Below are 26,387 nucleotides of genomic sequence, written 5' to 3'. Positions count from 1 at the left end.
TTATTAATAAATATGTATAAATTGATAGAAATGAGAAGTGATGATACGAATTAATAAAAGAGGTATCGCGATGACACCTCTTTCTAACTCAAGAATGCTAACATATTATTCATAATATGAAATAACATAGCTGGAATAATGGATTTTGTTTTTTTACATAAAATAGCCATTAATAATCCCATGAAGAAAGTAATTACCATTACTCCAAGTGAGTATGTATGAGCGATACCGAAGAAGAAGCTTGTTATGATGGCTGCAATCCAAAATGGAAAGCGCTCTGAGAAGAAGCGAAGTATAAAGCCACGGAAAATAAGCTCTTCAAAAATTGGTGTGAGTATAGCGAAGCCGAGAAGTAATAATATTTGATACTGCTTAAAAACGTCTAAGTTTAGTGCGGAAGATTGCTGCTTCGTTGCGTCTTGGAACACATAATTTAACAAGATGTAATTGAGTATAATGTTTATAGCGAAGAAAAGAAGTAAGTATACGTATGTACGCCATTCTTTAAGTGCTTTAAAGTTAAAAGATTTTAGTAGTAATTTTTTTGCGGGTTCAAATTTGAAAATGAAGAATAACAACACGGCTAGTTGTAATACGATACTTGCAGTATTTGCAATAGATTCATACAGGGCAATTTGTTTTTTATCTGTAAGACCGGCTGTATAAATTGTTAAGGGCATTGCGAGGAACACAGTAATAAGTCCGGTTCCGAAAAAAGCGAATAAAACGGAGCTAATAAATTGTCCCCATGACATAGAGTATTTCTGCTCATTAGAAAGTTGTGTAACGGGTTGCATTTGTAAAATCACCTCTTTATATTTGTATATTTAATTATAAAGTATTTTGTTTTCGGGTGTAATATTTAAATATTACATATAAAGGTGTATTTTTCGTGAAAATAATAAAAGAGGTATCACCCTATAGTGATGCCTCTTTCTCATTGATAACTATGTTCTGCCTTGTCATTCAATTTCTTTTGCTCTATTTGTAATTCAAGCTCTACCAATCGGTCTAATTGCTGAATTGCTTTCAATGCTTTTTCATAAGAAATAGTTCTATAATGGTGTGCGCCACCTGGTTCTTCATCGGCTTCATCCGCCCACTTAATAACATTTTGTAGAGGTGTTCTTTCAAGTGTTTGTTCTAGTAGGAAAGAATCAGTGTGCAGAAGAATTGCAACAGAAATTTCTTTTGCTAGTTTAGGATGTTCTCCTAATCTAATAAGCAATTTATGAGATCTTTCTGCTCCTTTAATCGCATGTATATCATTCTTTTTATACAAGTCATAGTCCCATTCGCCGCCTGTGTACCACGTATGATGTCCGATATCATGAAGGAAGCCAGCCTTTGTCGCAGCATCGACTGAGGCGTGATGCTTTTTGGCTAAGTGAAACGCATGATAAGCGACAGCAATCGCGTGGACCATTCCAGAACGGTTTACATATTTTTGTGTAATGTGATGTTTAAAAACTTGTTCAAGCGTAATACGTTGCATAAAACATTCACTCCTTTTATCTAATGATGTACATGAAGAAAAATCGATCGGTTTAAATGTATTTTGAACATTGTACTCCATCGGGGTAGCGTTAGTAAAGTAGAAATGTTTAGGAGAAGAAAAATTTTATAGACATAAAAGGTCACCTTAGTTTTTTTTCTAAGGTGACCTTTTATTGTTTATTTTTTTAATCCTTGCTCCAGTGTTCCTAACATTTCGTGTTTTTCATTTTCATCAGCATTTTTCCAAATGACTTCGAATAAAACGCCAAGACCTGGAAGCATTTTTTCTTCACCGCTTTGAATTGCATCGACAATCGTTTCTTGTAATTGGTCTTGTGAATTTCCAGATACATTCGCTAATACCGCGCCGCGTAAATTAAAACTCATTATCTTCACCTCTTCTTCAGAATTGAAACTGACGTTAGTTTTTGTTCTTTTTTATGTAAATATGTATGAAAAATAGGCTATAATGATAAGACAAGAAGAGAGGGAAATACATATTATGAAAAACATTGATTCAGTACAAAACCCGCGTGTGAAGCAGTGGAAAAAGCTGCAGACGAAAAAAGAGCGCGATAACAAAGCTTTATTTTTTGTAGAAGGATTCCATTTAGTAGAGGAAGCGTTAAAGGCAGGAGTTGTAACAGAACTTATCGTTTCAGATCAGACAAATCTTCCGAAAGATTGGACAGTTAATGATGTTGAAATGTATATTGTGCCTGAAGCAATTGTAAAAGTACTTCGCGAAACAGAAACAACGCAAGGTGTATTTGCTGTTTGTGAGAAACATGAGAAAGAAGTAGCTCTTACTGATGGGAAATTTCTTTTATTAGACGGCCTTCAAGACCCAGGTAATTTGGGAACGATTATTCGTACAGCGGATGCAGCTGGTATTCATGCCGTTGTGCTTGGAGAAGGGTGCGTTGATGTTTATAATAGTAAAGTACTACGATCTACACAAGGTTCTATTTTCCACTTACCGGTTGTGAAAGGGAACTTAGAAGAATGGATAGACAAGTTAAAAGAAAATAACGTCCCTGTATATGGAACAGCTCTTGAAAATGGAGTTCCATTTGGTGAAGTAACCCCGGCTGGAAGTTTTGCATTAATTGTAGGGAATGAAGGAAGCGGCGTACGCCAAGAAATTCTTGCGAAAAGTGATCAAAACTTGTATATTCCGATTTACGGCGGGGCAGAATCATTAAATGTTGCGGTTGCAGCAGGGATTTTAACGTATTATTTACAAAGCCCAGTTGCGAATCGATAAAAAACTTCTTATAATAAGTTGAAGTGCATGTTCATAAAAAAGTGGTGAAATGAGTATCGAACTTTTTTGAACATATAATAAAAGTATATTAATGAAAAACGTTGATAGAGAAGAGTAGCTTACAAAATCGCCATATAGGGAGAGAGTGCCGTAGACTGAAAGCATTCTTATGGTAGATGGAAGTGAATTCACCTCTGGAGTTGGCGCCAGGACCATTTATATGTAAAGGCGTTCCGGTCAGAATTGATCGTTATAACTAATGAGTGGGCAGACTTGTTCTGTCAATTTAGGGTGGTACCGCGAATTTACCTCGTCCCTTTTTGGGAGCGGGGTTTTTTTATTTTTAAAATTAGGAGGGTTCCAAATGGAAGCACGTTTAAAAGAGCTAAAGCAAAAAGCGTTAGAGCTTATTGAAGAAGCGAAAGAGCTAAAGGGCTTAAACGACGTACGCGTAGCGTATTTAGGGAAAAAAGGTCCAATTACAGAAGTATTACGCGGCATGGGAAAATTATCAGCAGAAGAGCGTCCACGTATGGGAGCATTAGTAAATGAAGTACGTGAAGCGATTCAAACGCGTCTAGAAGACAAAATTGGTAACTTAGAAAAAGCAGTAATTGAGGCGAAATTAGCTACTGAAACAATTGATGTTACACTGCCAGGTCGTCCTGTTGAAACAGGTTGTCACCATCCGTTAACAGCAGTTGTTGAACAAATTGAAGATGTATTCATCGGTATGGGTTATGAAGTAGCTGAAGGAACAGAAGTAGAAAAAGACTACTACAACTTCGAAGCATTAAACTTACCGAAAGATCACCCAGCGCGTGATATGCAAGATACATTCTACATTACAGAAGAAACGTTACTACGTACACATACATCTTCTGTGCAAGCACGTACGATGGAAAAGAATAAAGAAAAAGGACCGATTAAAATTATTTGTCCTGGTAAAGTGTATCGCCGCGATGACGATGATGCAACGCATTCACACCAATTCATGCAAATTGAAGGTCTTGTAATTGATAAAAATATTCGCATGAGTGACTTAAAAGGTACACTGCAAGTATTCGTGAAAAAGATGTTCGGTGAAGATCGTGAAATCCGTCTTCGTCCAAGTTTCTTCCCATTCACAGAGCCGTCTGTAGAGATGGATATTTCTTGTATGATGTGTCACGGTAAAGGTTGTGGCACTTGTAAAGGGACTGGCTGGATCGAAATTTTAGGAGCAGGTATGGTTCACCCGAACGTACTTGAAATGGCTGGTTATGATTCAAAAGAATATCAAGGTTTCGCATTCGGTATGGGCGCAGAGCGTATCGCAATGTTGAAATACGGCGTAGATGACATTCGTCATTTCTATACAAATGATGTACGTTTCTTACAGCAGTTCAAACGAGCGTAAGGGAAGGAGAGGATAAATATGTTCGTATCATATCGTTGGTTACAAGAGTATGTAGATATTAAAGATGTAACAGCACAAGAACTAGCAGACAAAATCACGAAAAGTGGTATTGAAGTAGAAGGTGTTGAAGTATTAAATAAAGGTGTAAAAGGTGTTGTAGTTGGTCACGTATTAGAATGTGAAAAACACCCAGAAGCTGATAAATTAAGCAAATGCTTAATCGATATCGGTGAAGAAGAACCGGTTCAAATTATTTGTGGAGCTGCTAACATTGCAAAAGGTTTAAAAGTACCAGTTGCAAAAGTTGGCGCTGTACTTCCTGGTAACTTCAAAATTAAAAAAGCAAAACTACGCGGGGAAGCTTCTCACGGTATGGTTTGTGCTCTTCAAGAGCTTGGTATTGATGGGAAATTCGTTGCGAAAGAATATGCAGACGGTATCTTCATCTTCCCAAGTGATGCTGAAGTTGGTGCAGATGCACTTGAAATTTTAAATTTAAATGATGAAGTACTTGAGCTTGGTTTAACACCAAACCGTGCAGATTGCTTAAACATGTTAGGTGTTGCATATGAAGTAGCTGCTATTTACGGCCGTGAAGTAAAACTTCCAGCTATCGACTTACAAGAAACAGCAGAAAAAACTTCTGATTACATTTCTGTAAGTGTAGAAGCGAAAGAAGAAAACCCATTATATATTGCAAAAATGGTGAAGAACGTAAAGATTGGTCCATCACCAATGTGGATGCAAACTCGTCTTATGGCAGCTGGCATTCGTCCAATTAGTAATGTAGTTGATATTACAAACTACATTTTAATGGAATACGGTCAACCGTTACATGCATTCGATTACGATAAATTAGGTTCAAAAGAAATCGTTGTTCGTCTTGCAAAAGAAGGCGAAAAGATTCAAACATTAGATGCTCAAGAACGTACGTTACAAAGCCACCATCTTGTAATTACAAACGGCACAAAAGCGTTAGCTGTTGCTGGTGTAATGGGCGGAGCGGATTCTGAAGTTGATAGCGAGACAGTAAACGTTCTAATTGAGTCTGCATACTTTGCAGGTCAAACAGTGCGTCGTACATCAAAAGACTTAGGTCTTCGTAGCGAATCAAGTGCACGTTTTGAAAAAGGAATCGATCCAACACGTACATTTGAAGCAATTCAACATGCAGCTGCTTTAATGGCAAAATACGCTGGTGGAGAAGCACTTGAAGGTGTAGTAGAAGCTGACAACTTACAAGTACAAGAGCATACAGTATCTGTTACTGCTGAAAAAGTAAACCGTGTATTAGGTACAAATATTTCTGCGAGTGAAATGGGTACAATGTTCACAAACTTAAAATTCCCATTCACAGAAGTAGAAGGAACATTCCATGTAAATGTACCAGCACGTCGTCCTGACATTACAATTTCAGAAGACTTAGTAGAAGAAGTAGGTCGTCTGTATGGTTATGATCACATTCCAGTTACATTACCATCTGGAACAATGACACGTGGTAAATTAACATCAGCACAAACGAAACGTCGTAAAGTACGCCGCTTCCTAGAAGGTGCTGGTTTATATGAAGCAATCACATATTCATTAACAAGCGCTGACAAAGCGAAACAATATATGGTTGAGCCGAACGAAAAAGCTCCTGTAAATCTTGCGCTTCCAATGAGCGAAGAGCGTAGCCAACTTCGTTTAAGCTTAGTGCCACAATTGTTAGAAGCAGTTTCATACAATGTTGCACGTAAAAACGACAGCGTTGCATTATATGAAGTAGGTTCTATCTTCTTACCAACAGAAGCAGGAGAACTTCCGAAAGAAGAACAACATCTTGCAGGTGTTATGACAGGTCTTGCTCTTCACCATGCATGGCAAGGTGAGAAGAAAGTTGTAGACTTCTTCGTTGTTAAAGGTGTATTAGAAGGATTATTCGACGTACTTGGCGTGGCAAATCAAATCACTTATGCACCAGCAAAACGTGAAGGTATGCACCCAGGCCGTACAGCTGACATCGTATTAGATGGTGAAGCAATCGGATTCATCGGTCAATTGCACCCGGAAACAGAAAAACAATTAGATGTGAAAAATACATTCGTATTCGAATTATCTCTTGCAAAAGTATTCGGTGCAGACGCTGAGGAAACTTACTACTCAGCAATTCCACGTTTCCCATCTATGACACGTGATATGGCTGTTGTAGTAACAACAGAAACAAAAGCTGGTGAAATGAAGCAAGTCATTGCTGAAGCTGGCGGAGAACTTCTGAAAGACGTAGCACTATTCGACTTATACGAAGGTGAAAAAATGGAAGAAGGCAAGAAATCACTTGCATTCTCTATGAACTACTTCGATGCAGAACGTACATTAACAGACGAAGAAGTAACAGAAGCGCATAACCGTGTATTAACAGCGGTAGAAGAGAAATTTGGTGCGGAGTTACGTAAGTAATAAAAAATTGCCGGATTAAGTCCGGCAATTTTTTTTATGGCACGATTGTCGGAACATGTCGGTAAGTCGATATATTATAAAAATCGTCGATATATTTTCTGACATCTTGCATCTTTCTCTCGAATGTAGTACATTAATTTTAGTTTAACAAAACGAAAGACGATGATAAGGAAAAGTAGTATATACTATAATCCAAAGCGAGTCAGGGACGGTGAGAGCCTGATGAGGCGGTATATGTGAAGAACACCTTGGAGTTGCTAACCGAAATTGAAACTTGTATTCAAGAGTAGACTTAGACGGGAATCCGGCCTGTTACAAACCGGGAAGTATGTATTACATACGAGTTAAAGTTGGTCTTTATGACAAATTGGGTGGTACCGCGAAGTTTAACCTTTCGTCCCTTTATGGATGAAAGGTTTTTTTGTATTTAAATATATGAGTAAAGGAGAATTTTACTATGGAAAACACATTAGTAAAAAGTCTGTATAGAGATACAGATAAATACGCAGATCAAACAGTACAAGTATCAGGTTGGATTCGTAACTTACGTGATTCAAAAGCATTTGGTTTCATCGAATTAAACGACGGTAGCTTCTTCAAAGGTGTTCAAATCGTTTTCGATACAGAATTAGAGAACTTCAAAGAAATTGCAAAGCTTCCACTTAGCTCTTCAGTTAAAGTAGAAGGTAAAGTAATTGCAACGCCTGGAGCGAAGCAACCATTTGAAATTAAAGCAGAAAAAATTGATATCGAGGGCTTATCAGATTCTGATTACCCACTTCAAAAGAAGCGTCATACGTTTGAATATTTACGTACAATCGCTCACTTACGTCCAAGAACAAATGCATTCTCTGCAACGTTCCGTGTGCGTTCTATCGCAGCATTTGCGATTCACCAGTTCTTCCAAGAACGTGGATTCGTACATGTTCACACACCAATCATCACTGGTAGTGATACAGAAGGTGCAGGCGAAATGTTCCGCGTAACAACGCAAGATTTAAACAACGTACCTAAAGGTGAAGACGGACAAGTTGACGAATCAAAAGACTTCTTCGGTAAAGAAACAAACTTAACAGTAAGTGGACAGCTTAATGCTGAAGCTTATGCGTTAGCATTCCGTGATGTGTACACATTCGGTCCTACATTCCGTGCAGAAAACTCAAACACAACTCGCCACGCAGCTGAGTTCTGGATGGTTGAGCCTGAGATTGCATTCGCTGAGTTAGGCGATGTAATGGATCTTACAGAAGATATGCTGAAGTATGCAATGAAATACGTACTAGAGCATGCACCAGAAGAAATGGACTTCTTCAACAGCTTCGTTGATAAAACAGTTCTAGAGCGCATGAACAACGTAATCAACTCTGACTTCGGTCGCATCACTTATACAGAAGCAATTAAAGTACTTCAAGAATCAGGTGCTGAATTTAAATACCCAGTAGAATGGGGTATTGACTTACAAACAGAGCACGAAAGATACTTATCAGAAGAAATCTTCAAACGCCCTGTATTCGTAACTGACTATCCGAAAGACATTAAAGCATTCTACATGCGTATGAACGAAGATGGTAAAACAGTAGCTGCTACTGACCTTCTAGTTCCTGGCATCGGTGAATTAATCGGCGGAAGCCAACGTGAAGAAAGAATGGACGTTTTAGTAGACAGAATTAAAGAATTAGGTATGAACGAAGAGGACTACTGGTGGTACTTAGAACTTAGAAAATACGGCGGTACAAAACACGCTGGATTCGGTCTAGGTTTCGAACGCTTCCTAATGTACATCACTGGCATGGCTAACATCCGTGACGTAATTCCATTCCCAAGAACTCCAGGTTCTTCAGAGTTTTAAGATATAAAAAAGCGAGAGGATTTCCTCTCGCTTTTTTTATTGGAAAGGGTGTAACTACAAGCCGAATTTTATAAAGTATTTCACGATTGGAAAAGATGTTGTTCATAGTTCCCTTCCCACTTCATATATAAGTAAAACGAATGCGACATTTATAGGGAAGGGGTTTTTGTACAATGGGAGAAATTCCAAGTCATACAGAGTGGACATTGCGTGACAAGTATATAGTGATCACTGGTGCAACAAGTGGTATTGGATTAGCGGCAGCTAAGGTATTTGCAGAACGCGGTGCCAAACTAGGAATCATTGCACGTAACGAAGCAAAAGCGAATGATGTTATGACTCAAATTAAAAATGTAACGAATGGGAATGCAGTGGTAGATATATTTTTAGCTGATATGGCTTCCCAACAATCTATACGCCGGGTAGCTACTGATATTTTAGAAAGGTGTCCGAGAATAGATATATTAGTGAATAATGCTGGTGCTTTATTTCAAACAAGGCAGCTTACGAAGGACGGTTTGGAGATGACCTGGGCGGTAAACCATTTAGGTCCATTCTTACTCACTAATTTGTTGTTGGAGCGTTTAAAAGAAAGTGCTCCTGCTCGTGTCATTACCACTGCATCTCACGGTCACAAAATGGCTAAAAAGGGAATTGACTTCGGTGATCTAGATGCAGAACAACTTTATCGCGGTGTTAAGAAGTTCATGGGCGGTCCCACAATGCGTTATGCGCAAACAAAACTGGCTAACATTTTATTCACCTCTGAATTGGCACAGCGGTTGGAGGGAACGAGTGTTAGTGCCTATAGCTTTGATCCAGGGCTAGTGGATACGAATTTTAACCAGGACAATGGTCTGGTTGCTCGCTTAACTATGGCAGCAATGAAACCTTTCTCTCGTACACCCGAGGAAGGTGCTGAAACTCTAATATGGCTAGCAGAATCAACTGAATTTACTGATCATAGTGGTTATTACTATGCCGATAAGCAAATAGGAAAAATGTCTGAAGCTGCCTTGGATAAGGATGCCGCAAAACGTCTATGGGACATTAGTGAAAAACAGACAGGAGGATAAAAGAGTAGCCAGTATATGTTCAGATGGTTATGCTGAATAGTTTTTTACTCTTAAGTGAAAAGTAATCTTGGGGGTGATTGTAATGAGTAAGAAAGTGAAAACAGACCATTCTAGATCAAGCTTAGGTTCTCCGGAAGTGGAAGGACAAGGAACGACTACGCATGAAACGGGTTCTTATAAAGTACCTTCATCAAATAAGAAGCAGAAACGAAGTTAAACATAAAAAGGGAGTCATGGAGACTCTCTTTTTTTAGGTGAATAGTGAATATATATCGTCCTAAATTTAAATATATATCGATATAACGAAGAAGTGCGACAAAAATAGGAACGTGTGAGATTCTATTTATCCATTTTTCATTCATAAAAGGCGAAAAGAATTCAATTCTTTTCGCCTTGTTTAGTTCATCCATATCCTGTCGATACTAAAAAGTAGTTATTTTTTCAATAAGCGAAACGCCTTCTCTGTATTAGCAAAATGCACTTTCACAAACTCAGGTAGTCTTTCTTTACCGACTTTTTGAATTAATTTAGCAGCGGCAATATCAACTTGTTTACCAGCACCTTTCGGAAGTTGCATACCAGCTTTTTTGCTTAGTTCGTCAAATTGTTTTACGAATGAGTAACGAGCTAAAATGGAAGCGGCGGCTACTGCTAAATGGACACTTTCACCTTTTGTAGCGAAGTAAACATTTTCACGCTGTACCTGTTTTTGTTTCGCTAAATATTTATAGTATGTATCAGGCTGTGTAAATTGGTCGATTAAGATGCCTTCTGGTTTTGTAGGCGCGATTTTTGCCAATAAGTTTGTGATGGCTTTGTTATGCAGTAAAGCTTTTAGTTTACCTTGGTTGTTTCCTTTATCAAATAGCTCGTTATATTTTTCATTATGAAGAACGAGGGAGCTGTAAGGAACAACGTGAAGGAGTTGTTTTGCAATCTCAGCAATTTGAGCATCATTTAAGTTTTTGGAGTCTTTTACACCGAGTTCTTTTAAAAGTGGAATTTGCTTCGCATCCACATATACAGCAACAACTGTCATCGGTCCAAAGAAATCTCCAGTACCTACTTCATCGGACCCTAAAATCGACATTGTACCAATAGAAGAAGGTGGTGCATATTGATGCGAATTGGCCGATTTTTTTACAGCGGATTTTGGTGTTTGAGAGACAGTTTGCCAACGAGCGGCCTCTGCTTCGGCACGGCCCCCTTGGAACATTACTTTGCCTGATTTATATGCTGTAATCGTGCAAGATGGTACCTTTGCCATGAAGACACCGCCTTGCGGAATTTTCGGGCTAAGCGCTTGTTTGTATTGTTGTTTCATGTCTTCAATTGCACTAGAACTTGTCTGTATTACGATAGAATTTGACAAAATGGTCGCTCCTTTTTTAATATTGTTATTTTTATCATATCGGATTGTTCTTTCTGTTTCCATATTATGATGGTTCATGGTATGATAAACTTTAGGATTCTGTACGTGATTGGAGGCCGGTGAGTTGTCACAACAAAAGGGAAATAAAAGTCGAATTAATGTAGAAATATATGGTCAACAATATTCAGTTGTTGGCGATGAAAGTACAAGTCATATCCGCATGGTAGCAGCGATTGTGGATGATAAAATGCGCGAACTCAATGCCAAGAATCCTTCGCTTGATACGAGTAGACTAGCGGTATTGACGGCGGTAAACGTCATACACGATTACATAAAATTAAAAGAAGAACATGAGAAATTGAAAGAAAGTATGACACAAAAAGGAATTGAATAACATGATTGATATTATTATCATTTTATTGCTTGTTATGGGATTTTTCCTCGGTTTACGCAGAGGATTTATTTTGCAACTTGTAAAGTTAACAAGCTTTATTATCGCATACCTCGTTGCATACTGGTACTGTAAAGATTTAGCGCCAGCACTTGCAAAAATTATTCCGTATCCATTTGATAAGAATGTGTCTGTTCCAGAATGGATAGATGCGAATAATATTGAGGGTGTCTTCTATCAAGCAATTGCGTTTATTGTATTATTTATTATTACAAAAATCGCACTTTCACTACTTGGTAATTTACTGAATATGTTTGCAGAAATCCCAGTTTTAAAGCAAGTCAATGCGGTTGCTGGGGCACTTCTTGGCTTTTTAGAAGTGTATATCATTCTGTTTGTCTTAATTATTGTTGGAACAATTCTTCCAATTGAACAAATACAAACACCATTACAAAAATCATCAATTAGCAAAATAATTGTAGACGATACACCGATTCTTTCTGAAAAGGTGAAGGAACTATGGCAGACAGGTAGCAGAGTGTAACTTCTCTTTTTTCGGAAAGAGAAGTTTTTTTCTATGAAAGAAAGGCGGGGCAATGATGAAAGTGAATAAAAAACAAGTTATCAAATTACTAGAGACAATCGGCCTATTTATGGAACTAAAGGGCGCGAATCCATTTAAAATATCTGCATTCCGTAAAGCGGCGGCAGCACTAGAAAGTGATGACAGTAGTCTTTCTGAAATTGAAGATTTCACAAAGATTCCAGGTATCGGAAAAGGAACGGCAGCAGTTATTCAAGAATATATAGAATCGGGAACATCTGAAGTACTACAAGAACTTGAAAAAGAAGTACCAAGCAGTTTATTACCACTATTAAAACTACCAGGCCTTGGTGGTAAGAAGGTGGCCAAGTTATACAAAGAACTTGGTGTTGTTGATATGGAAACGTTAAAAGCTGTTTGTGAAGAAAATAAAGTACAAGCTTTAGCTGGATTCGGTAAGAAAACAGAAGAGAAAATATTAGAAGCAATTGATCAAGTAGGCTCTCGTCCAGAGCGTTTACCAATTGCGATGGTATTGCCTATTGCCGGGGAAATAGAGGAGAAATTGTCGAATGTTGCTGAAATAATTCGTTTCTCACGCGCTGGTAGTTTACGCCGTGTTCGTGAGACAGTGAAGGACTTAGATTTCATCATTGCAACGACAGAGCCAGCAGTAGTGCGTGAACATTTACTACAATTTGATAATATGATTGAAGTGATTGCAAGTGGAGATACGAAAGTATCTGTTCGTCTTCAATATGAATATGATATTTCAATTGACTTCCGCTTAGTAAAACCAGAAGAATTTATTACAACTCTTCACCATTTCACCGGATCAAAAGACCATAACGTAAAAATGCGCCAAATTGCGAAAGATAGAGGCGAGAAAATTAGTGAATACGGTGTGGAAATCTTAGAGACAGGTGAAGTGAAAACATTCGAAACAGAAGAAGCATTCTTCGCCCACTTTGGCCTTCCATTCATCCCACCAGAAGTGCGTGAAGATGGAAAAGAAATTGAATTAATTAAAGAGTATCCGAACTTAATTCAGTTCTCTGATATACAGGGTGATTTACATATGCATACAACGTGGAGTGACGGTGCTTTTTCAATTGAAGAAATGGTACAAGCGTGCCGCGCTCGTGGATATAAATTTATGGCAATTACTGATCACTCGCAATACTTGAAAGTAGCGAACGGTTTAACGAAAGAGCGTCTTCGTGAACAGGCGAAAGAAATTGAACGTATGAATGAAAAGTATCCAGACATTACAATTTTGCGCGGGATTGAAATGGACATTTTACCAGATGCGACACTTGATTTTGACGATGAAGTATTAGCAGAACTAGATTATGTCATTGGAGCCATTCACTCTAGCTTCTCACAAGACCGTGAAACGATTATGAAGCGTCTTCGCACTGCACTTGAGAATAAGCATGTCACAATGATTGCCCATCCGACAGGACGTCTTCTTGGGCGCCGTGAGGGTTACGATGTAGATACAGATTTATTAATCCAGCTCGCAAAAGAAACAAATACAGTTTTAGAATTAAATGCAAATCCAAACCGTCTAGATTTAAGCGCGAAATTATTAAAACAAGTACAAGATGCTGGTGTAAAAGTAGCGATTAATACGGATGCCCATACACTTGAAATGTTAGAAGATATGGAAACAGGTGTAGCAGCAGCGCGTAAAGGTTGGATTCAAAAAGATAACGTGATTAACACATGGGATATTGAACGTTTATTAGACTATATTAAACGTAATAAGTAATACAGGGGGGACCTGCAACATGTTAGAACGAACGTTGCGTGTATTAGAATACAATAAAGTAAAAGAACAATTACTTGAACATACAGCATCTTCACTTGGTCGTGATAAAGTGAAGAATTTAGTGCCAAGCACAGATTTTGAAGAAATTGTGGAATTGCAAGAAACAACGGATGAGGCAGCGAAAGTCATCCGTTTAAAAGGACATGTACCACTTGGAGGGATTTCTGATATTCGTTCAAATATTAAGCGTGCGAAAATTGGAAGTATGTTAAGTCCTTATGAATTAATTGAAATCGCAAGTACGATGTACGGTAGTCGCCAAATGAAACGTTTCATTGACGATATGATTGACAACGGTGTTGAGCTTCCAATTTTAGAAACACATGTCGCGCAAATTGTGTCTTTATATGATTTAGAAAAGAAGATTACAAATTGTATTGGTGACGGCGGTGAAGTAGTCGATAGCGCAAGTGACAAATTGCGTGGTATTCGTAATCAAATTCGTACTGCGGAAAGCCGTATTCGTGAGAAATTAGAAAACATGACGCGTTCTTCAAACGCGCAAAAAATGTTATCAGATGCAATTGTAACGATTCGTAACGAACGCTACGTAATCCCGGTAAAACAAGAATACCGCGGCGTATATGGTGGTATTGTTCACGATCAATCTGCTTCTGGACAAACATTATTTATCGAACCGCAAGTAATCGTGGAATTAAATAACGCACTTCAAGAAGCACGTGTGAAAGAAAAACAAGAAGTAGAACGCATTTTAATGATGTTAACGGAAGAAGTAGCAGTGGAAGCTGATATTGTTTTATCAAACGTAGAAGTAGTTGCAAATCTTGATTTTATTTTTGCGAAAGCTCTTTATGCGAAGCGAATTAAAGCGACGAAGCCAATCGTAAATAATGAACGCTACATGGATTTAAAACAAGCACGCCATCCGCTTATTGATCCGGAAATTATCGTGCCAAATAACATTATGCTTGGTAAAGACTTTACAACAATCGTTATTACAGGACCGAATACAGGTGGTAAAACAGTTACACTGAAAACAGTCGGTATTTGTGTCTTAATGGCGCAATCTGGTCTTCATATTCCAGTAATGGATGAATCAGAGATATGTGTATTTAAAAACATCTTTGCTGATATCGGTGATGAGCAATCGATTGAACAAAATTTAAGTACATTCTCTTCTCATATGGTAAACATTGTAGATATTTTAGAAAAAGCTGATTTTGAAAGTTTAGTCCTATTTGATGAATTAGGTGCTGGGACAGATCCGCAAGAAGGGGCTGCACTAGCGATTTCTATTTTAGATGAAGTATGTAACCGTGGTGCTCGCGTTGTTGCAACGACGCATTACCCAGAATTAAAAGCATATGGATACAATCGTGAGCAAGTTATTAATGCGAGCGTTGAGTTCGATGTGAATACATTAAGCCCAACGTACAAATTATTAATCGGTGTACCAGGACGTAGTAACGCCTTTGAAATTTCGAAGCGTCTTGGTTTGTCTGATCGAGTTATTGATCGCGCTCGTAACCATATTAGTACAGATACGAACAAAATCGAAAATATGATTGCAAAGCTAGAAGAAAGCCAAAAAAATGCAGAGCGCGAACGAAAAGAAGCGGAAGAGCATCGTAAGCAATCTGAAAAACTTCATCGTGAATTACAACGTCAAATTATTGAATTTAACGATGAGCGCGATGAAAAATTATTAAAAGCGCAAAAAGAAGGGGAAGAAAAAGTCGAAGCTGCAAAGCAAGAAGCAGAAGGCATTATTCAAGAACTTCGTCAATTGCGTAAAGCACAGCTTATAAACGTGAAAGACCATGAGCTTATTGAAGCGAAGAGCCGTCTAGAAGGTGCGGCGCCAGAGCTTGTGAAGAAACAAAAAGTAAACGTGAAAAACACAGCGCCAAAACAACAATTACGCGCAGGTGATGAAGTAAAAGTGTTAACGTTCGGTCAAAAAGGTCAATTGCTTGAAAAAGTAAGTGATACAGAGTGGAGCGTACAAATTGGTATTCTGAAGATGAAAGTGAAAGAATCCAATATGGAATACATTAATACACCGAAGCAAACTGAGAAAAAAGCAGTCGCAAGTGTGAAGGGTAGAGATTATCACGTGTCGTTAGAGCTAGACCTTCGCGGCGAACGTTATGAAGATGCAATGATGCGCGTTGAAAAATATTTAGATGATGCACAGCTTGCAAGCTATCCTCGTGTATCAATTATTCACGGTAAAGGAACAGGAGCGCTTCGCCAAGGTGTACAAGATTACTTGAAGAAACATCGCGGTGTGAAAACCTACCGCTACGGTGACATGGGCGAGGGAGGCCTAGGCGTAACAGTTGTCGAATTAAAATAGCAAACAACCAAACAAAAGGGGAAACCATTATATGTTTATGGACAAACTTGCAAAAGTATTGTTAGCTTGTTGCGGAATATTTTTGGTAATTGGGGTTATTTATTTAGTTGTTTTTGCGAAGTGAAGGAGCGTCAATCTTGGCATAATGATATTGCCATGGATTGACGCTTTTAATCTATAAGAAAAGGAACAAAACATGAAAATCAACCAATACATAAGCGAAGCAAAATCCTGCTCAAGACGTGAAACAGACCGTCTCATTAAAGCAGGACGCGCCTGTATTAACGGTGAAGTATGTACGCACGGTGCACTCGTTAATGAAGGTGATATTGTAACGATTGATGGGCAAGTTATTGCAAAAGAAGAGAAAGAAAAGGTGTATATTGCCTTCCATAAACCAGTCGGAATTACTTGTACAGCAGCCGAACATATTGAAGGAAACATTATTGATTATATCGATTATCCAGAACGAATCTTTCCTGTTGGACGATTAGATAAAGCATCGGAAGGACTCATCTTATTAACGAATGACGGTGCGATTGCGAATCAAATTTTGCACGGTGATCATGAGCATGAGAAAGAATATGTTGTCACTGTTGATAAGCCGTTTACAGATTGGTTTATTGATGAGATGTCTGGTGGAGTGAAAATTAAAGATGGAATGACGAAGCCGTGTAAAGTAACGAGAGTCGATCAATCTACATTTCGCATCGTTTTAACGCAAGGAATGAACAGGCAAATTCGTAGAATGAGTCGTGCTTTCGGATTTACTGTAACAAAGCTAAAGCGAGTGCGCATTATGAATATAGAGCTAAATGAGCTTGAAGCTGGAAAATGGCGAGACATTACAGCTAAGGAATTAGAAATATTAATAGGGCAGTTATAGGGAGGAAAGTTTTCTCCCTATATTTTTTTGTCAGAAAAAATAAAACTATTGATTTTTTAAAAAATAGCCCATATAATAAAAAACAACAAGTTTCGACAAGATATTTTATAAAAGTAATGATGAGGACATGAGTTGTTTTTGACGATTCTCAGAGAGGGAAGCCTTAGGCTGTGAGCTTCCTAATACGGAAAGACAAACTTACCACCTCTAAACTTCAAGAGTGAACTGCAGATGCATTGTAATTCTTGGCGGATAAAACCGTTATCAATTTACACGAGCTATAAAATGAGCTTATTTCGTTATAAATTCATTTTATTAGAATAAGGGTGGAACCACGATTTCAACACTCGTCCCTTTGTTAGGGACGGGTGTTTTTTGCGTTCTTTTACGGGGAAGTATGCTTGAAAGAGGATATGTGACGGATTTTAATTCAGAATATTTTGTCAATAAAATAATTAGGAGGTAGTAGAAATGAAATCATCTTTAAAGTTTTCTGAGATGTTTGCAATAAGCTTAATGTTATTTGCACTGTTTTTCGGTGCCGGTAATATGATTTTTCCACCAGCGTTAGGGCAAGGTGCTGGAACAGATGTATGGATCGCGTTATTTGGCTTTATCGTAACAGGTGTAGGACTGCCTTTATTAGGAGTTATTGTTATAGCTCTAAAGGGAGATATTAATGAATTAGCAGGACGTGTACATCCTGTATTCGCGCTAATTTTCATTACTGCAATTTATTTATGTTTAGGCGTATTTGTTAGTGTGCCACGTACAGGGACTGTTGCTTATGAAATGAGTGTTGCACCTTTTTTATCAAGTGAGATAGCTGGTCAATCCTATCCACTTGTTATCTTTACATTTATTTTCTTTGCAGTAACTTTCTATTTAGCATTAAACCCATCGAAATTAGTGGGGCGCATTGGTAAAGTGTTAACTCCAATTTTATTAGCTGTTATTGCAATTATTGTAGCGAAAGCAATTATGACTCCAATGGGAGAGTTTGGTGCCCCTACAGAAGCGTATAGTGCCCCGCTCTTTAAAGGTTTTATTGATGGATATTTAACTTTAGATGGATTAGCAGCACTTGTTTTCGGAAATGTTGTGATCAATGCTTTAAAAGCAAAAGGCATTACAAATAAGAACAGTATTGCGAAAGTAACAATCTTTGCAGGATTTATTGCAGCACTTGGCTTACTTCTTGTTTATTTAGCACTTGCTTACCTTGGAGCTTCAAGTGTTTCACTTGGAATGGGAGCAAACGGTGGAATTATTTTAACAAACGTCGTGAATCATTTATTTGGTAGCTACGGAACATTATTACTAGGTATCGCAATTACAGCAGCATGCTTAACAACTTCTGTCGGTATTGTAGCAGCTTGTGGAGAATATTTTTCTTCGTTATTACCAAAGCTTTCTTATCAAAAAGTCATTTTCATTTTCTCTGTATTAGCATTTATGGTAGCAAATCTTGGTTTAACTCAGTTAAACGCATTAGCATTGCCGATTTTAATTGCAATTTACCCAATTGGTATTGTACTGATCGTATTATCGCTTGTTGAAAACTATATTCGTCTTCCATTAGCTATGTATGTAGGCGGTATTGTAGGCGCATTTGCAATTAGCTTCTTTGATGGATTGCATAATGCAAATCTTCAAGTAGCGGCCCTTGCTCCTATTTTAGATAAAATTCCATTATATAGTGTAGGGATTGGTTGGCTAGTTCCGGGTATCATTGGAATTGCAATTGGATATGTAGTTTCTTTATTTCAAAAGCAAGAAATTGCTGTAGAAAAATAAGGGAAAGAGGCTTTCTTTAAAAGAAAGCCTCTTTTTTTGTAGAAAAATTATATATAGAAGAATTCAGATATTAAAAATTTTATACGTAATATAGTTGACAAAAAAATTACCAGTAGGCTAAGATTGACTTAGTTGTGGAAATATTGGAAGGGAAGAGGTTTTCTATGACTATATCATTTTTGTAAGAAGAGGTGATAGAACGATAGAATTAGGCGGTTTATTTTTTTTTGAAATTAGTTGAGAATGATAATCAATAAAATGATGAAAGAGTTTTATGTTTATTCTTATAGGAAAAATTGGTGGGATTATTTTTTTGTCTATCAATGAGAATGATAATCAATATATTTCTAACTACATAGTGTTACTCGTTATAAAATAGAGATAGAAAGATTATTTTTTTTCTTATATATTGAGAATAATTATCATTTTCAAAAAAGAAAAACAAGGAGGCAGTAAGGTAAATGAGAAAGTTTTCGGTATTACCCGCTTTTATTATGACATTCGTATGTATGCTAGCTTTTCTCGTAGTGCCATTCGGACAAGTTTCGGCAAATGTAGCTGACGGTACTTACGATATTAACTATGTCATACAAAAAGCAGAAAATGATTCAGCTTCAATGGCAAATGATTATTTTGAAAAACCAGCTAAGTTAATTGTAAAAAATGGTGAGATGAGAGTACAAATTCCTATGAATCATAGTGCTTGGATTACAGAATTTAAAGCACCAGAGAACGGGAACTTTGTTGATGCAAAAGTTGTTAGTAAAGATGAATCTGCAGATAAAAGAACTGTAGAGTTTAAAATAGACGACTTATCTAAACCAGCAGCTGTAAAAATTCATGTTGTTGTACCGAACGTAAATTATGACCATAACTACACAATTCGCTTTGCGTTTGATGCAAATGTAAAAGCAGTAGGTGGAGAGAATAAGGCAACTGCTGCAACAAAAAATGAAGATCAAACTCAAAAAAATACACAAGTAAAAGAAGAAGTGAAGAAAGAAGAGAGCAAAGAAACAAACAAAGATGTAAATAAAGGAACAAATGAAAGTGGGAAAGCTGAAAAAACAGATAACCCAAAAACAAGTGATGAAGCACGTATCGGATTATTTGCAGCATTACTTCTTATTTCAGGTGTTTTCTTAATTCGTAAAGTACGTCAAAACTAAATAAAGGAGCGGTATTCTATTGAATAAATATCTTAAAATTGTTGTTGCGATGTTTTTAATGGTATTTACATTCGCATCAACATTACAACCCCTTGCAGTTCAAGCTGCTAGTCAACTAGCTGACGGTGAATATTCAATCGGTTTCAAAGTTCTTAAAGACACATCAGATGAAGAATCTATGATGAATCAATACTCTGTAAGTCCAGGAACTTTAAAAGTGAAGAATGGGAAAAAGAAAGTATCCTTTACGTTAGAACATAGTTCATGGATTACAAAGTTTGAAACGGAAAAAAGTGGTCAGTTTGTTGCGACAAATGTAATTAGTGAAGATCAAGAAAAAGATACAAGAGTCGTAGAATTTGATGTGGACGATGTAGAGAAGGTATTAAATGCGAAAGTAAAAGTAGACATTGATTTTTTTAATTATCATCATGACTATGATGTGCGTATTGCATTTGATCAAAATAGTATTACACCGATTCATGTAGAACAACCAAATGAAAAAGAGGACCCAGCTAATAAGCCAGATCCAAATGAAAATCCGGATCCGAGTCAGAAGCCCGACCAAAAGCCTGACCCAGATCAACAACCAAATTCTAACACAATTAAAGATGGAGAGTACAGCATTCCATTTAAAGTGTTAAAAGATCAAACAGATGAAGAATCTAAGATGAATACTTACATGGTAAATCCAGGGGTATTAAAAGTAGAAAACGGTAAGAAAAAAGCAATTGTAACGTTAAAAAATAGCTCATTAATTAAAAATTTCCAAACGGAAAAAGATGACGCATTTGCTGATGCAAAAGTAGTGAGTGAAGATAAAGAAAAAGATACAAGAGTAGTAGAGTTTGAAGTAGACGATTTATCTAAAAAACTAAATACAAAAGTATTTATTGAAGTGGCATCACAAGGTTACAAGCAAACACATAATGTACAACTTTTATTTGAACAAGATAAACTTGAACAAATTAAAAATGAAGAGAAACAACCGGAAGTAGAAAAACCAGATACTGAAACAATTAAAGATGGAGAGTACAGCATTCCATTTAAAGTGTTAAAAGATCAAACAGATGAAGAATCTAAGATGAATACTTACATGGTAAATCCAGGGGTATTAAAAGTAGAAAACGGTAAGAAAAAAGCAATTGTAACGTTAAAAAATAGCTCATTAATTAAAAATTTCCAAACGGAAAAAGATGACGCATTTGCTGATGCAAAAGTAGTGAGTGAAGATAAAGAAAAAGATACAAGAGTAGTAGAGTTTGAAGTAAACGATTTATCTAAAAAACTAAATACAAAAGTATTTATCGAAATGGCATCAAGAAACTATAAGCAAACACATGATGGGCAACTTTTATTTGAACAAGATAAGCTTGAACAAATTAAAAATGAAGAGAAACCAGAAGTAGAAAAACCAGATGGAAACAAAAATCCAGATGCTGAAACAATTAAAGATGGTGAATACAGTATCAATTTCAAAGCTTTAAAAGATCAAACAGAAGAAATTTCAATGATGAACACGTATACAAAGAGTCCAGGCGTTTTAAAAGTGAAAGATGGTAAAAAATATGTATCATTCACATTAACGAATAGCGCTTGGATTACAAAGTTTGAATTTGATAAAAATGGTTCGTTTGTTGATGCGAGTGTATTGAGTGAAGATACGAAAGCTGATACGCGTGTAGTGGAAGTGGAAGTAGCAGATTTATCGAAAAAATTAAACGCAAAAGTAAAAGTCGACATCGATTCAATGAATTATCATCATTTCTATGATATTCAATTTGCATTTGATAAAGATAGCATTAAACCGTTAGATAACCAAGGCAATAATACAACAATTGATCCAAACGCTCTTAAAGACGGTGAATACAGCATTGGCTTTAAAGTATTAAAAGATCAAACAGAAGAAATATCAATGATGAATACATACACAAAAAGCCCAGGTGTATTGAAAGTAAAAGATGGTAAGAAATATGTATCGTTTACATTAACAAATAGTACATGGATTACAAAGTTTGATTTTGAGAAGAATGGCTCGTTCGTTAATGCAAAAGTATTAAGTGAAAATAAAGAGCAAAATACAAGAGTAGTAGAAGTAGAAGTAAATGATTTGTCTAAAAAATTAAATGCAAAAGTAAAAGTAGATATTGATTCAATGAATTATCACCATTTCTACGATGTTCAATTTGTATTTGATCAAGATAGTATCAAAGCTTTAGGGAACCAAGGTGGAAACGATAACCAAGGTGGAAACGATAACCAAGGCGGAAACGACAACCAAGGCGGAAACGATAACCAAGGTGGAAACGACAATCAAGGTGGAAATAATACACCGAAAGTAATAGTTGATCCGAAAAATTTAGTAGATGGTCAATATGATATTACATTTAAAGTGTTAAAAGACAAAACAGAAGAACTTTCAAAGATGCATGACTATACTGTAAATCCAGCAAAATTAATCGTTAAAGATGGTAAAAAGTACATTGAGATGACGCTGAAAAATAGTGCGTGGATTACGAAATTCCAAACAGAAAACAATAGTCTTTTTGCTGATGCAAAAGTAGTAAGTGAAGATAAAAATGCAAATACGCGAGTAGTACAATTTGAAGTAGAAGATTTATTTAAAAAATTAAATGCAAAAGTGAAAGTAGACATTGATGAGATGAACTACCACCACTTCTACGATGTCCAAATTCAATTTGATACAAATAATATTGGTGCGTTAGGGACGATTAAAGAGGATCCAAAAAATGATCCGAACAATCCAGTGATTACACCGAAAGTAGATAATGTAAAAAAAGTAGATAATCCTGATTTTAACCGAAATGCAGATGATAAGAAGAAAAAAGAAGATACAAAGAATGATTCGAAAAAAGAGAAAAACTCAAAAACAGCAGATACAGCACAACTTGGTTTATACATGGTGCTACTGCTCGGTTCACTTGCTTTACTAGTTCGAAAATATAGAGCAGGTAGATTGTAATTTTTAGAGTCTTGATGCATGTCCGCATGCATCAAGACTTGTTTCATATTGTATTGAAAGGAGTGGTGATTGCGAGTGAAGAAAATTGCGAGTGTACTAATGGCTATTATTTTATTAGTAAGTATAGCTGGGTGCTCATCACCAAAAAAAGAAACAGCGAAGCAGGTAAAGAGTGAGGGTAAAGAGAGGATTGTCGCAACGACAGTTGCTGTTACTGAAATTATGGATGCGTTAGAAGTAGATTTAATTGGTGTACCAACAAGTACTAAAGATTTACCAAAGAGATATAAAGGTTTACCTGAAGTTGGGAATCCGATGAGTCCTGATATGGAAAAGGTAAAATCATTAAAGCCGTCAGAAGTATTATCCGTGACAACACTTGAATATGAATTAAAGCCAGTTTTTGATGGTGTAGGTATGAAAGCAAACTTTTTGGATCTAACAAGTTTAAAAAATATGCAAAATTCCATTAGTAATTTAGGTAAGCAATATGGACGTGAAAAGCAGGCTGAAGCAGTTGTAACTAAGTTAGATAACAAGGTTGCAGAGATTCAAAAAGCAGTAAAGGGAAAGAAAGAACCGACAGTGCTTATTTTATTAGGTGTACCGGGGAGTTATTTAGTAGCAACAGAGCATTCTTATATTGGAGATTTAGTGAAACAATTAGGTGGTAAAAACATTGTACAAGGTGAACAAGTAGAGTATTTAGCTTCTAATACAGAGTATTTAAAAAAAGCTGATCCAGACATTATTTTACGAGCGGCACATGGTATGCCTGATGAAGTTGTAAAAATGTTTGATAAAGAATTTAAAACAAATGATATTTGGAAACACTTCGCTGCAGTTAAAAATAATCGTGTTTACGATTTAGAAGAGCGTTTATTTGGAACGACAGGAAATTTAGCAGCGACTGAAGCGCTAGATGAATTGAAAAAAATGATGTATCCGTGATGCATTTTAATATAAAGGAAGATTAGCATGAATAAAAAATTTTGGAGTTTCTTTATTGTTACTGTATTACTCATCATTATGACATTGTTGTCAGCGACGAAAGGTAGTTTAGAAGTAGGTATTATTGACCTTGTACAAGGAATATTTACAGGGGCAAATGAAGATGTTGAAGTGATTAAAGATTTACGTTTCCCACGTATTATTATTGCACTATTTACTGGAGCAGCTCTTGCTGTTTCGGGCGTGCTCTTCCAAGCTGTCATGAAAAATCCACTTGCTGATGCTGGGGTAATCGGGATATCTTCAGGAGCAAGTTTTATGACACTTGTTATTATTACGCTATTCCCGCAATTCTTTTTCTGGACGCCGGTATTCGCCTTTCTAGGTGGTGCGTTTGCGTGTTATCTCGTTTATTCGTTTTCATGGAAATCAGGATTAAGTCCGCTTCGCATTATTTTAATTGGTATTGCCATTAATGCGATGTTCACTGGATTAAATGAATCGTTCATTACGATTTGTGGATACTTCATTAAGAGTATTAAGCAAACGACGACTTCTAATATAACGATGAAGACGTGGGGCGATGTAGAAATAATGGTTACTTATGGAACAATTGGTCTTATTCTTGCACTGTTTGTCGGAGCTTGGTGTAACTTATTATCTCTACAAGATAAGACTGCAAAAAACTTAGGCTTGCACGTGACGAGAGTTCGTCTTATTATTTCTGCCATTGCAGTACTCTTAGCGGCAGTATCAACAGCAATTGCAGGTGTTATCGCTTTCGTAGGATTACTCGTTCCGCACATTTCAAGACAACTAGTTGGTTCAGACCATAAAGCATTAATTCCATTTTCTGCTCTTGCAGGGGCGTTATTAATTTTGACGGCGGATACGATTGGAAGGTTAATTGTGCCACCTAACGAAATTCCAGCAGCGACGATTATGGCAGTTATTGGTGGCCCATTCTTAATATTCTTGCTTAGAAAGAGTGATAAAGTTCATGGAAATTAAAAATGTAACCTTTTCGTACGATAATGTAACGGATCGATTAAAGTCGGTTAGTAGTGAAATAGAGATTGGTAAAATTACAACAATTATTGGACCAAACGGTTGCGGGAAATCAACATTACTTGGTGTGATGTCAAGAAATCACGATCCTCGTAGTGGAGAGGTAATACTTGATGGGAAGGCGATTAGCCAATATAAACCGAAAGAGTTTGCTAGAAAGTTAGCCGTTGTCCATCAACAAAATGAAGCACCGGCAGATATGACGGTAGAGAAATTAACAAGCTTTGGCCGTATGCCTCATAAAAATATATTTTCTTCGCAAACTGATGAAGATAGAGAAGCAATAGAAAGGGCTTTAGCATGTACGAATTTGCTAAGTAAACGTGATAAGGAAATTCATGCTTTATCTGGTGGAGAAAGACAGCGTGTTTGGATTGCCATGACGTTAGCTCAGAAGACGCCAATGCTCTTTTTAGATGAACCGACAACATATTTAGATATTTATTATCAACTTGAAATATTAGAGTTAGTAAAAGAATTAAATGAAGCACAAGGATTGACAATCGTTATGGTATTACACGATATTAATCAGGCGATTCGCTATAGTGATCATATCATTGTTATGAAAGACGGCGAAATTGTTACAAAAGGCAAGCCGAATGATGTTGTGACAGAAAGTATGATAAAGACGATATACGGTGTAGATGTCGTTGTAAAGCAAGATGAAGATACAGGATTGTATATGGTCCCAATGGGTATTTAAACATGCGAACAATCCGTTTTGAGGTGATAATTTGAGTAGCAAAAAAGAAAGGAAGAAGAATTCTTTTTTTCAACGAATACTTACAGTTGTTTTTTTAGGTACCTTTTTCTATTCAGTATATGAATTAGGTGATATTTTCATGGATTACTATGAAAATCGTAAAGTAATGGCCGAAGCACAAAACATTTATGAAAAAAGTCCGATGGAAGAGCAATCACAAGACGGGGAAGTACGTAAACAGTTCAAAGTTCTGCAGCAAATTAACCAAGAAATAGTTGGATGGATTACGATGGATGATACACAAATTAATTATCCAATCGTTCAAGCAAAAGACAATGATTACTATTTATTTCGAAATTATAAAGGTGAAGATATGAGAGCAGGAAGCATTTTTATGGACTATCGTAATGATGTGAAATCTCAAAATCGAAATACTATTTTATATGGTCACCGTATGAAAGATGGTTCTATGTTTGGAAGTTTAAAGAAAATGTTGGATGAAGATTTCTTCATGTCGCATCGTAAATTATATTACGATACATTATTTGAAGGATATGATCTTGAAGTGTTTTCGGTGTATACAACAACAACTGATTTTTATTACATTGAAACGGATTTTAGTAGTGATACGGAATACACATCATTTTTGGAGAAAATTCAAGAAAAATCGCTGTACAAAACGGATACAAAAGTGACAGAAAGTGATCAAATCGTAACACTTTCGACGTGTGACTATGCACTTGATCCAGAAGCGGGAAGATTAGTAGTACATGCGAAACTAGTAAAAAGACATTAAATAAAAAAAGTATAGAATATGAGAAGTGGTAACACTCTTCATATTC

At 36.7% G+C, this 26,387-nt stretch carries 22 protein-coding genes and 3 other annotated features; of the genes, 18 read left to right on the top strand and 4 right to left on the bottom strand.

Translation table 11 applies throughout. The features are described from left to right. Positions 1 to 83: 83 nt before the first annotated feature. The 3 genes from NSS97_RS23130 to sspI all read right to left on the bottom strand — a co-directional run bounded on the left by NSS97_RS23130 (position 84) and on the right by sspI (position 1,884). Entirely contained in the window at positions 84 to 797 is a 714-nt protein-coding gene (locus NSS97_RS23130) for a CPBP family intramembrane glutamic endopeptidase (RefSeq protein WP_044442269.1), read from the bottom strand. Between the two features lie 140 nt (positions 798 to 937). After that, positions 938 to 1,495, bottom strand: coding sequence for an HD domain-containing protein (locus NSS97_RS23125; RefSeq protein ID WP_107887382.1), 558 nt, complete (start codon positions 1,493 to 1,495; stop codon positions 938 to 940). Between the two features lie 179 nt (positions 1,496 to 1,674). After that, a complete protein-coding gene (sspI, locus tag NSS97_RS23120; RefSeq protein ID WP_000009511.1) occupies positions 1,675 to 1,884 on the bottom strand; it encodes a small acid-soluble spore protein SspI in 210 nt (69 codons plus the stop codon). Positions 1,885 to 1,966: 82 nt separating this feature from the next. On the opposite strand from sspI, the gene NSS97_RS23115 reads away from it, so the two are divergent. From NSS97_RS23115 to NSS97_RS23090, 6 genes are all read left to right on the top strand, one after another. Further along, complete coding sequence (locus NSS97_RS23115) at positions 1,967 to 2,764, top strand: TrmH family RNA methyltransferase (protein WP_131929188.1); 798 nt, start codon at positions 1,967 to 1,969, stop codon at positions 2,762 to 2,764. A gap of 92 nt (positions 2,765 to 2,856) precedes the next feature. Next, positions 2,857 to 3,085: a binding site (T-box leader), on the top strand. Between the two features lie 43 nt (positions 3,086 to 3,128). After that, the gene (pheS, locus tag NSS97_RS23110) at positions 3,129 to 4,163 is read left to right on the top strand and encodes a phenylalanine--tRNA ligase subunit alpha (protein ID WP_002015457.1); all 1,035 of its coding nucleotides are present in this window, start codon (positions 3,129 to 3,131) and stop codon (positions 4,161 to 4,163) included. Between the two features lie 18 nt (positions 4,164 to 4,181). Beyond that, positions 4,182 to 6,602, top strand: a complete 2,421-nt coding sequence (pheT, locus tag NSS97_RS23105; protein WP_044442274.1) for a phenylalanine--tRNA ligase subunit beta — start codon at positions 4,182 to 4,184, stop codon at positions 6,600 to 6,602. A gap of 153 nt (positions 6,603 to 6,755) precedes the next feature. Next, positions 6,756 to 7,007, top strand: a binding site (T-box leader). A 52-nt stretch (positions 7,008 to 7,059) separates the two neighbouring features. After that, a complete protein-coding gene (asnS, locus tag NSS97_RS23100) occupies positions 7,060 to 8,451 on the top strand; it encodes an asparagine--tRNA ligase (protein ID WP_002034242.1) in 1,392 nt (463 codons plus the stop codon). A 173-nt stretch (positions 8,452 to 8,624) separates the two neighbouring features. Then, on the top strand, positions 8,625 to 9,527 hold the full coding sequence (locus NSS97_RS23095) for an SDR family oxidoreductase (protein ID WP_044442278.1): 903 nt from the start codon (positions 8,625 to 8,627) through the stop codon (positions 9,525 to 9,527). A gap of 82 nt (positions 9,528 to 9,609) precedes the next feature. After that, the gene (locus NSS97_RS23090) at positions 9,610 to 9,744 is read left to right on the top strand and encodes a YuzL family protein (RefSeq protein ID WP_002112167.1); all 135 of its coding nucleotides are present in this window, start codon (positions 9,610 to 9,612) and stop codon (positions 9,742 to 9,744) included. A gap of 216 nt (positions 9,745 to 9,960) precedes the next feature. Here the strand turns inward: NSS97_RS23090 and rnhC are convergent, their stop codons facing one another. Further along, positions 9,961 to 10,899: a ribonuclease HIII gene (gene rnhC, locus NSS97_RS23085; protein WP_044442280.1), complete on the bottom strand. Its 939-nt coding sequence runs from the start codon at positions 10,897 to 10,899 to the stop codon at positions 9,961 to 9,963. Between the two features lie 124 nt (positions 10,900 to 11,023). On the opposite strand from rnhC, the gene zapA reads away from it, so the two are divergent. The 12 genes from zapA to srtB all read left to right on the top strand — a co-directional run bounded on the left by zapA (position 11,024) and on the right by srtB (position 26,341). Next, positions 11,024 to 11,293, top strand: coding sequence for a cell division protein ZapA (gene zapA / locus NSS97_RS23080; RefSeq protein ID WP_002112165.1), 270 nt, complete (start codon positions 11,024 to 11,026; stop codon positions 11,291 to 11,293). A 1-nt stretch (position 11,294) separates the two neighbouring features. Continuing rightward, on the top strand, positions 11,295 to 11,834 hold the full coding sequence (locus tag NSS97_RS23075) for a CvpA family protein (RefSeq protein WP_002129333.1): 540 nt from the start codon (positions 11,295 to 11,297) through the stop codon (positions 11,832 to 11,834). A 55-nt stretch (positions 11,835 to 11,889) separates the two neighbouring features. Then, complete coding sequence (gene polX / locus NSS97_RS23070; protein ID WP_341114121.1) at positions 11,890 to 13,608, top strand: DNA polymerase/3'-5' exonuclease PolX; 1,719 nt, start codon at positions 11,890 to 11,892, stop codon at positions 13,606 to 13,608. 19 nt (positions 13,609 to 13,627) lie between these two features. Beyond that, complete coding sequence (locus NSS97_RS23065) at positions 13,628 to 15,988, top strand: endonuclease MutS2 (protein ID WP_002184859.1); 2,361 nt, start codon at positions 13,628 to 13,630, stop codon at positions 15,986 to 15,988. 196 nt (positions 15,989 to 16,184) lie between these two features. Next, the gene (locus tag NSS97_RS23060) at positions 16,185 to 16,874 is read left to right on the top strand and encodes a 23S rRNA pseudouridine(2604) synthase RluF (RefSeq protein WP_044442282.1); all 690 of its coding nucleotides are present in this window, start codon (positions 16,185 to 16,187) and stop codon (positions 16,872 to 16,874) included. A gap of 107 nt (positions 16,875 to 16,981) precedes the next feature. Continuing rightward, positions 16,982 to 17,232: a binding site (T-box leader), on the top strand. Positions 17,233 to 17,345: 113 nt separating this feature from the next. After that, positions 17,346 to 18,671 carry a branched-chain amino acid transport system II carrier protein BrnQ6 gene (brnQ6, locus tag NSS97_RS23055; RefSeq protein ID WP_044442284.1) on the top strand — a complete coding sequence of 442 codons (1,326 nt, stop codon included), beginning with the start codon at positions 17,346 to 17,348 and terminating at the stop codon, positions 18,669 to 18,671. A gap of 461 nt (positions 18,672 to 19,132) precedes the next feature. Further along, complete coding sequence (gene isdC, locus NSS97_RS23050) at positions 19,133 to 19,840, top strand: heme uptake protein IsdC (RefSeq protein WP_044442286.1); 708 nt, start codon at positions 19,133 to 19,135, stop codon at positions 19,838 to 19,840. A 19-nt stretch (positions 19,841 to 19,859) separates the two neighbouring features. Next, a complete protein-coding gene (locus NSS97_RS23045) occupies positions 19,860 to 22,823 on the top strand; it encodes an NEAT domain-containing protein (RefSeq protein ID WP_341114117.1) in 2,964 nt (987 codons plus the stop codon). A gap of 69 nt (positions 22,824 to 22,892) precedes the next feature. Continuing rightward, positions 22,893 to 23,774, top strand: a complete 882-nt coding sequence (gene isdE / locus NSS97_RS23040; RefSeq protein WP_044442290.1) for a heme ABC transporter substrate-binding protein IsdE — start codon at positions 22,893 to 22,895, stop codon at positions 23,772 to 23,774. 27 nt (positions 23,775 to 23,801) lie between these two features. Next, a complete protein-coding gene (locus tag NSS97_RS23035; protein ID WP_002034255.1) occupies positions 23,802 to 24,785 on the top strand; it encodes a FecCD family ABC transporter permease in 984 nt (327 codons plus the stop codon). Beyond that, entirely contained in the window at positions 24,775 to 25,545 is a 771-nt protein-coding gene (locus tag NSS97_RS23030; protein WP_002088890.1) for an ABC transporter ATP-binding protein, read from the top strand. Before NSS97_RS23035 ends, NSS97_RS23030 begins: the two co-directional genes overlap by 11 nt. A gap of 31 nt (positions 25,546 to 25,576) precedes the next feature. Beyond that, the gene (gene srtB, locus NSS97_RS23025) at positions 25,577 to 26,341 is read left to right on the top strand and encodes a class B sortase (protein ID WP_002129321.1); all 765 of its coding nucleotides are present in this window, start codon (positions 25,577 to 25,579) and stop codon (positions 26,339 to 26,341) included. Positions 26,342 to 26,387 lie beyond the last annotated feature (46 nt).

The organism is Bacillus sp. FSL R12-0074 (genome assembly GCF_038005725.1).
Lineage (GTDB): Bacteria > Bacillota > Bacilli > Bacillales > Bacillaceae_G > Bacillus_A > Bacillus_A mycoides.
The sequence above is the reverse complement of the archived record's forward strand: the minus strand, read 5'-3'. Positions and strand labels throughout refer to the sequence as shown.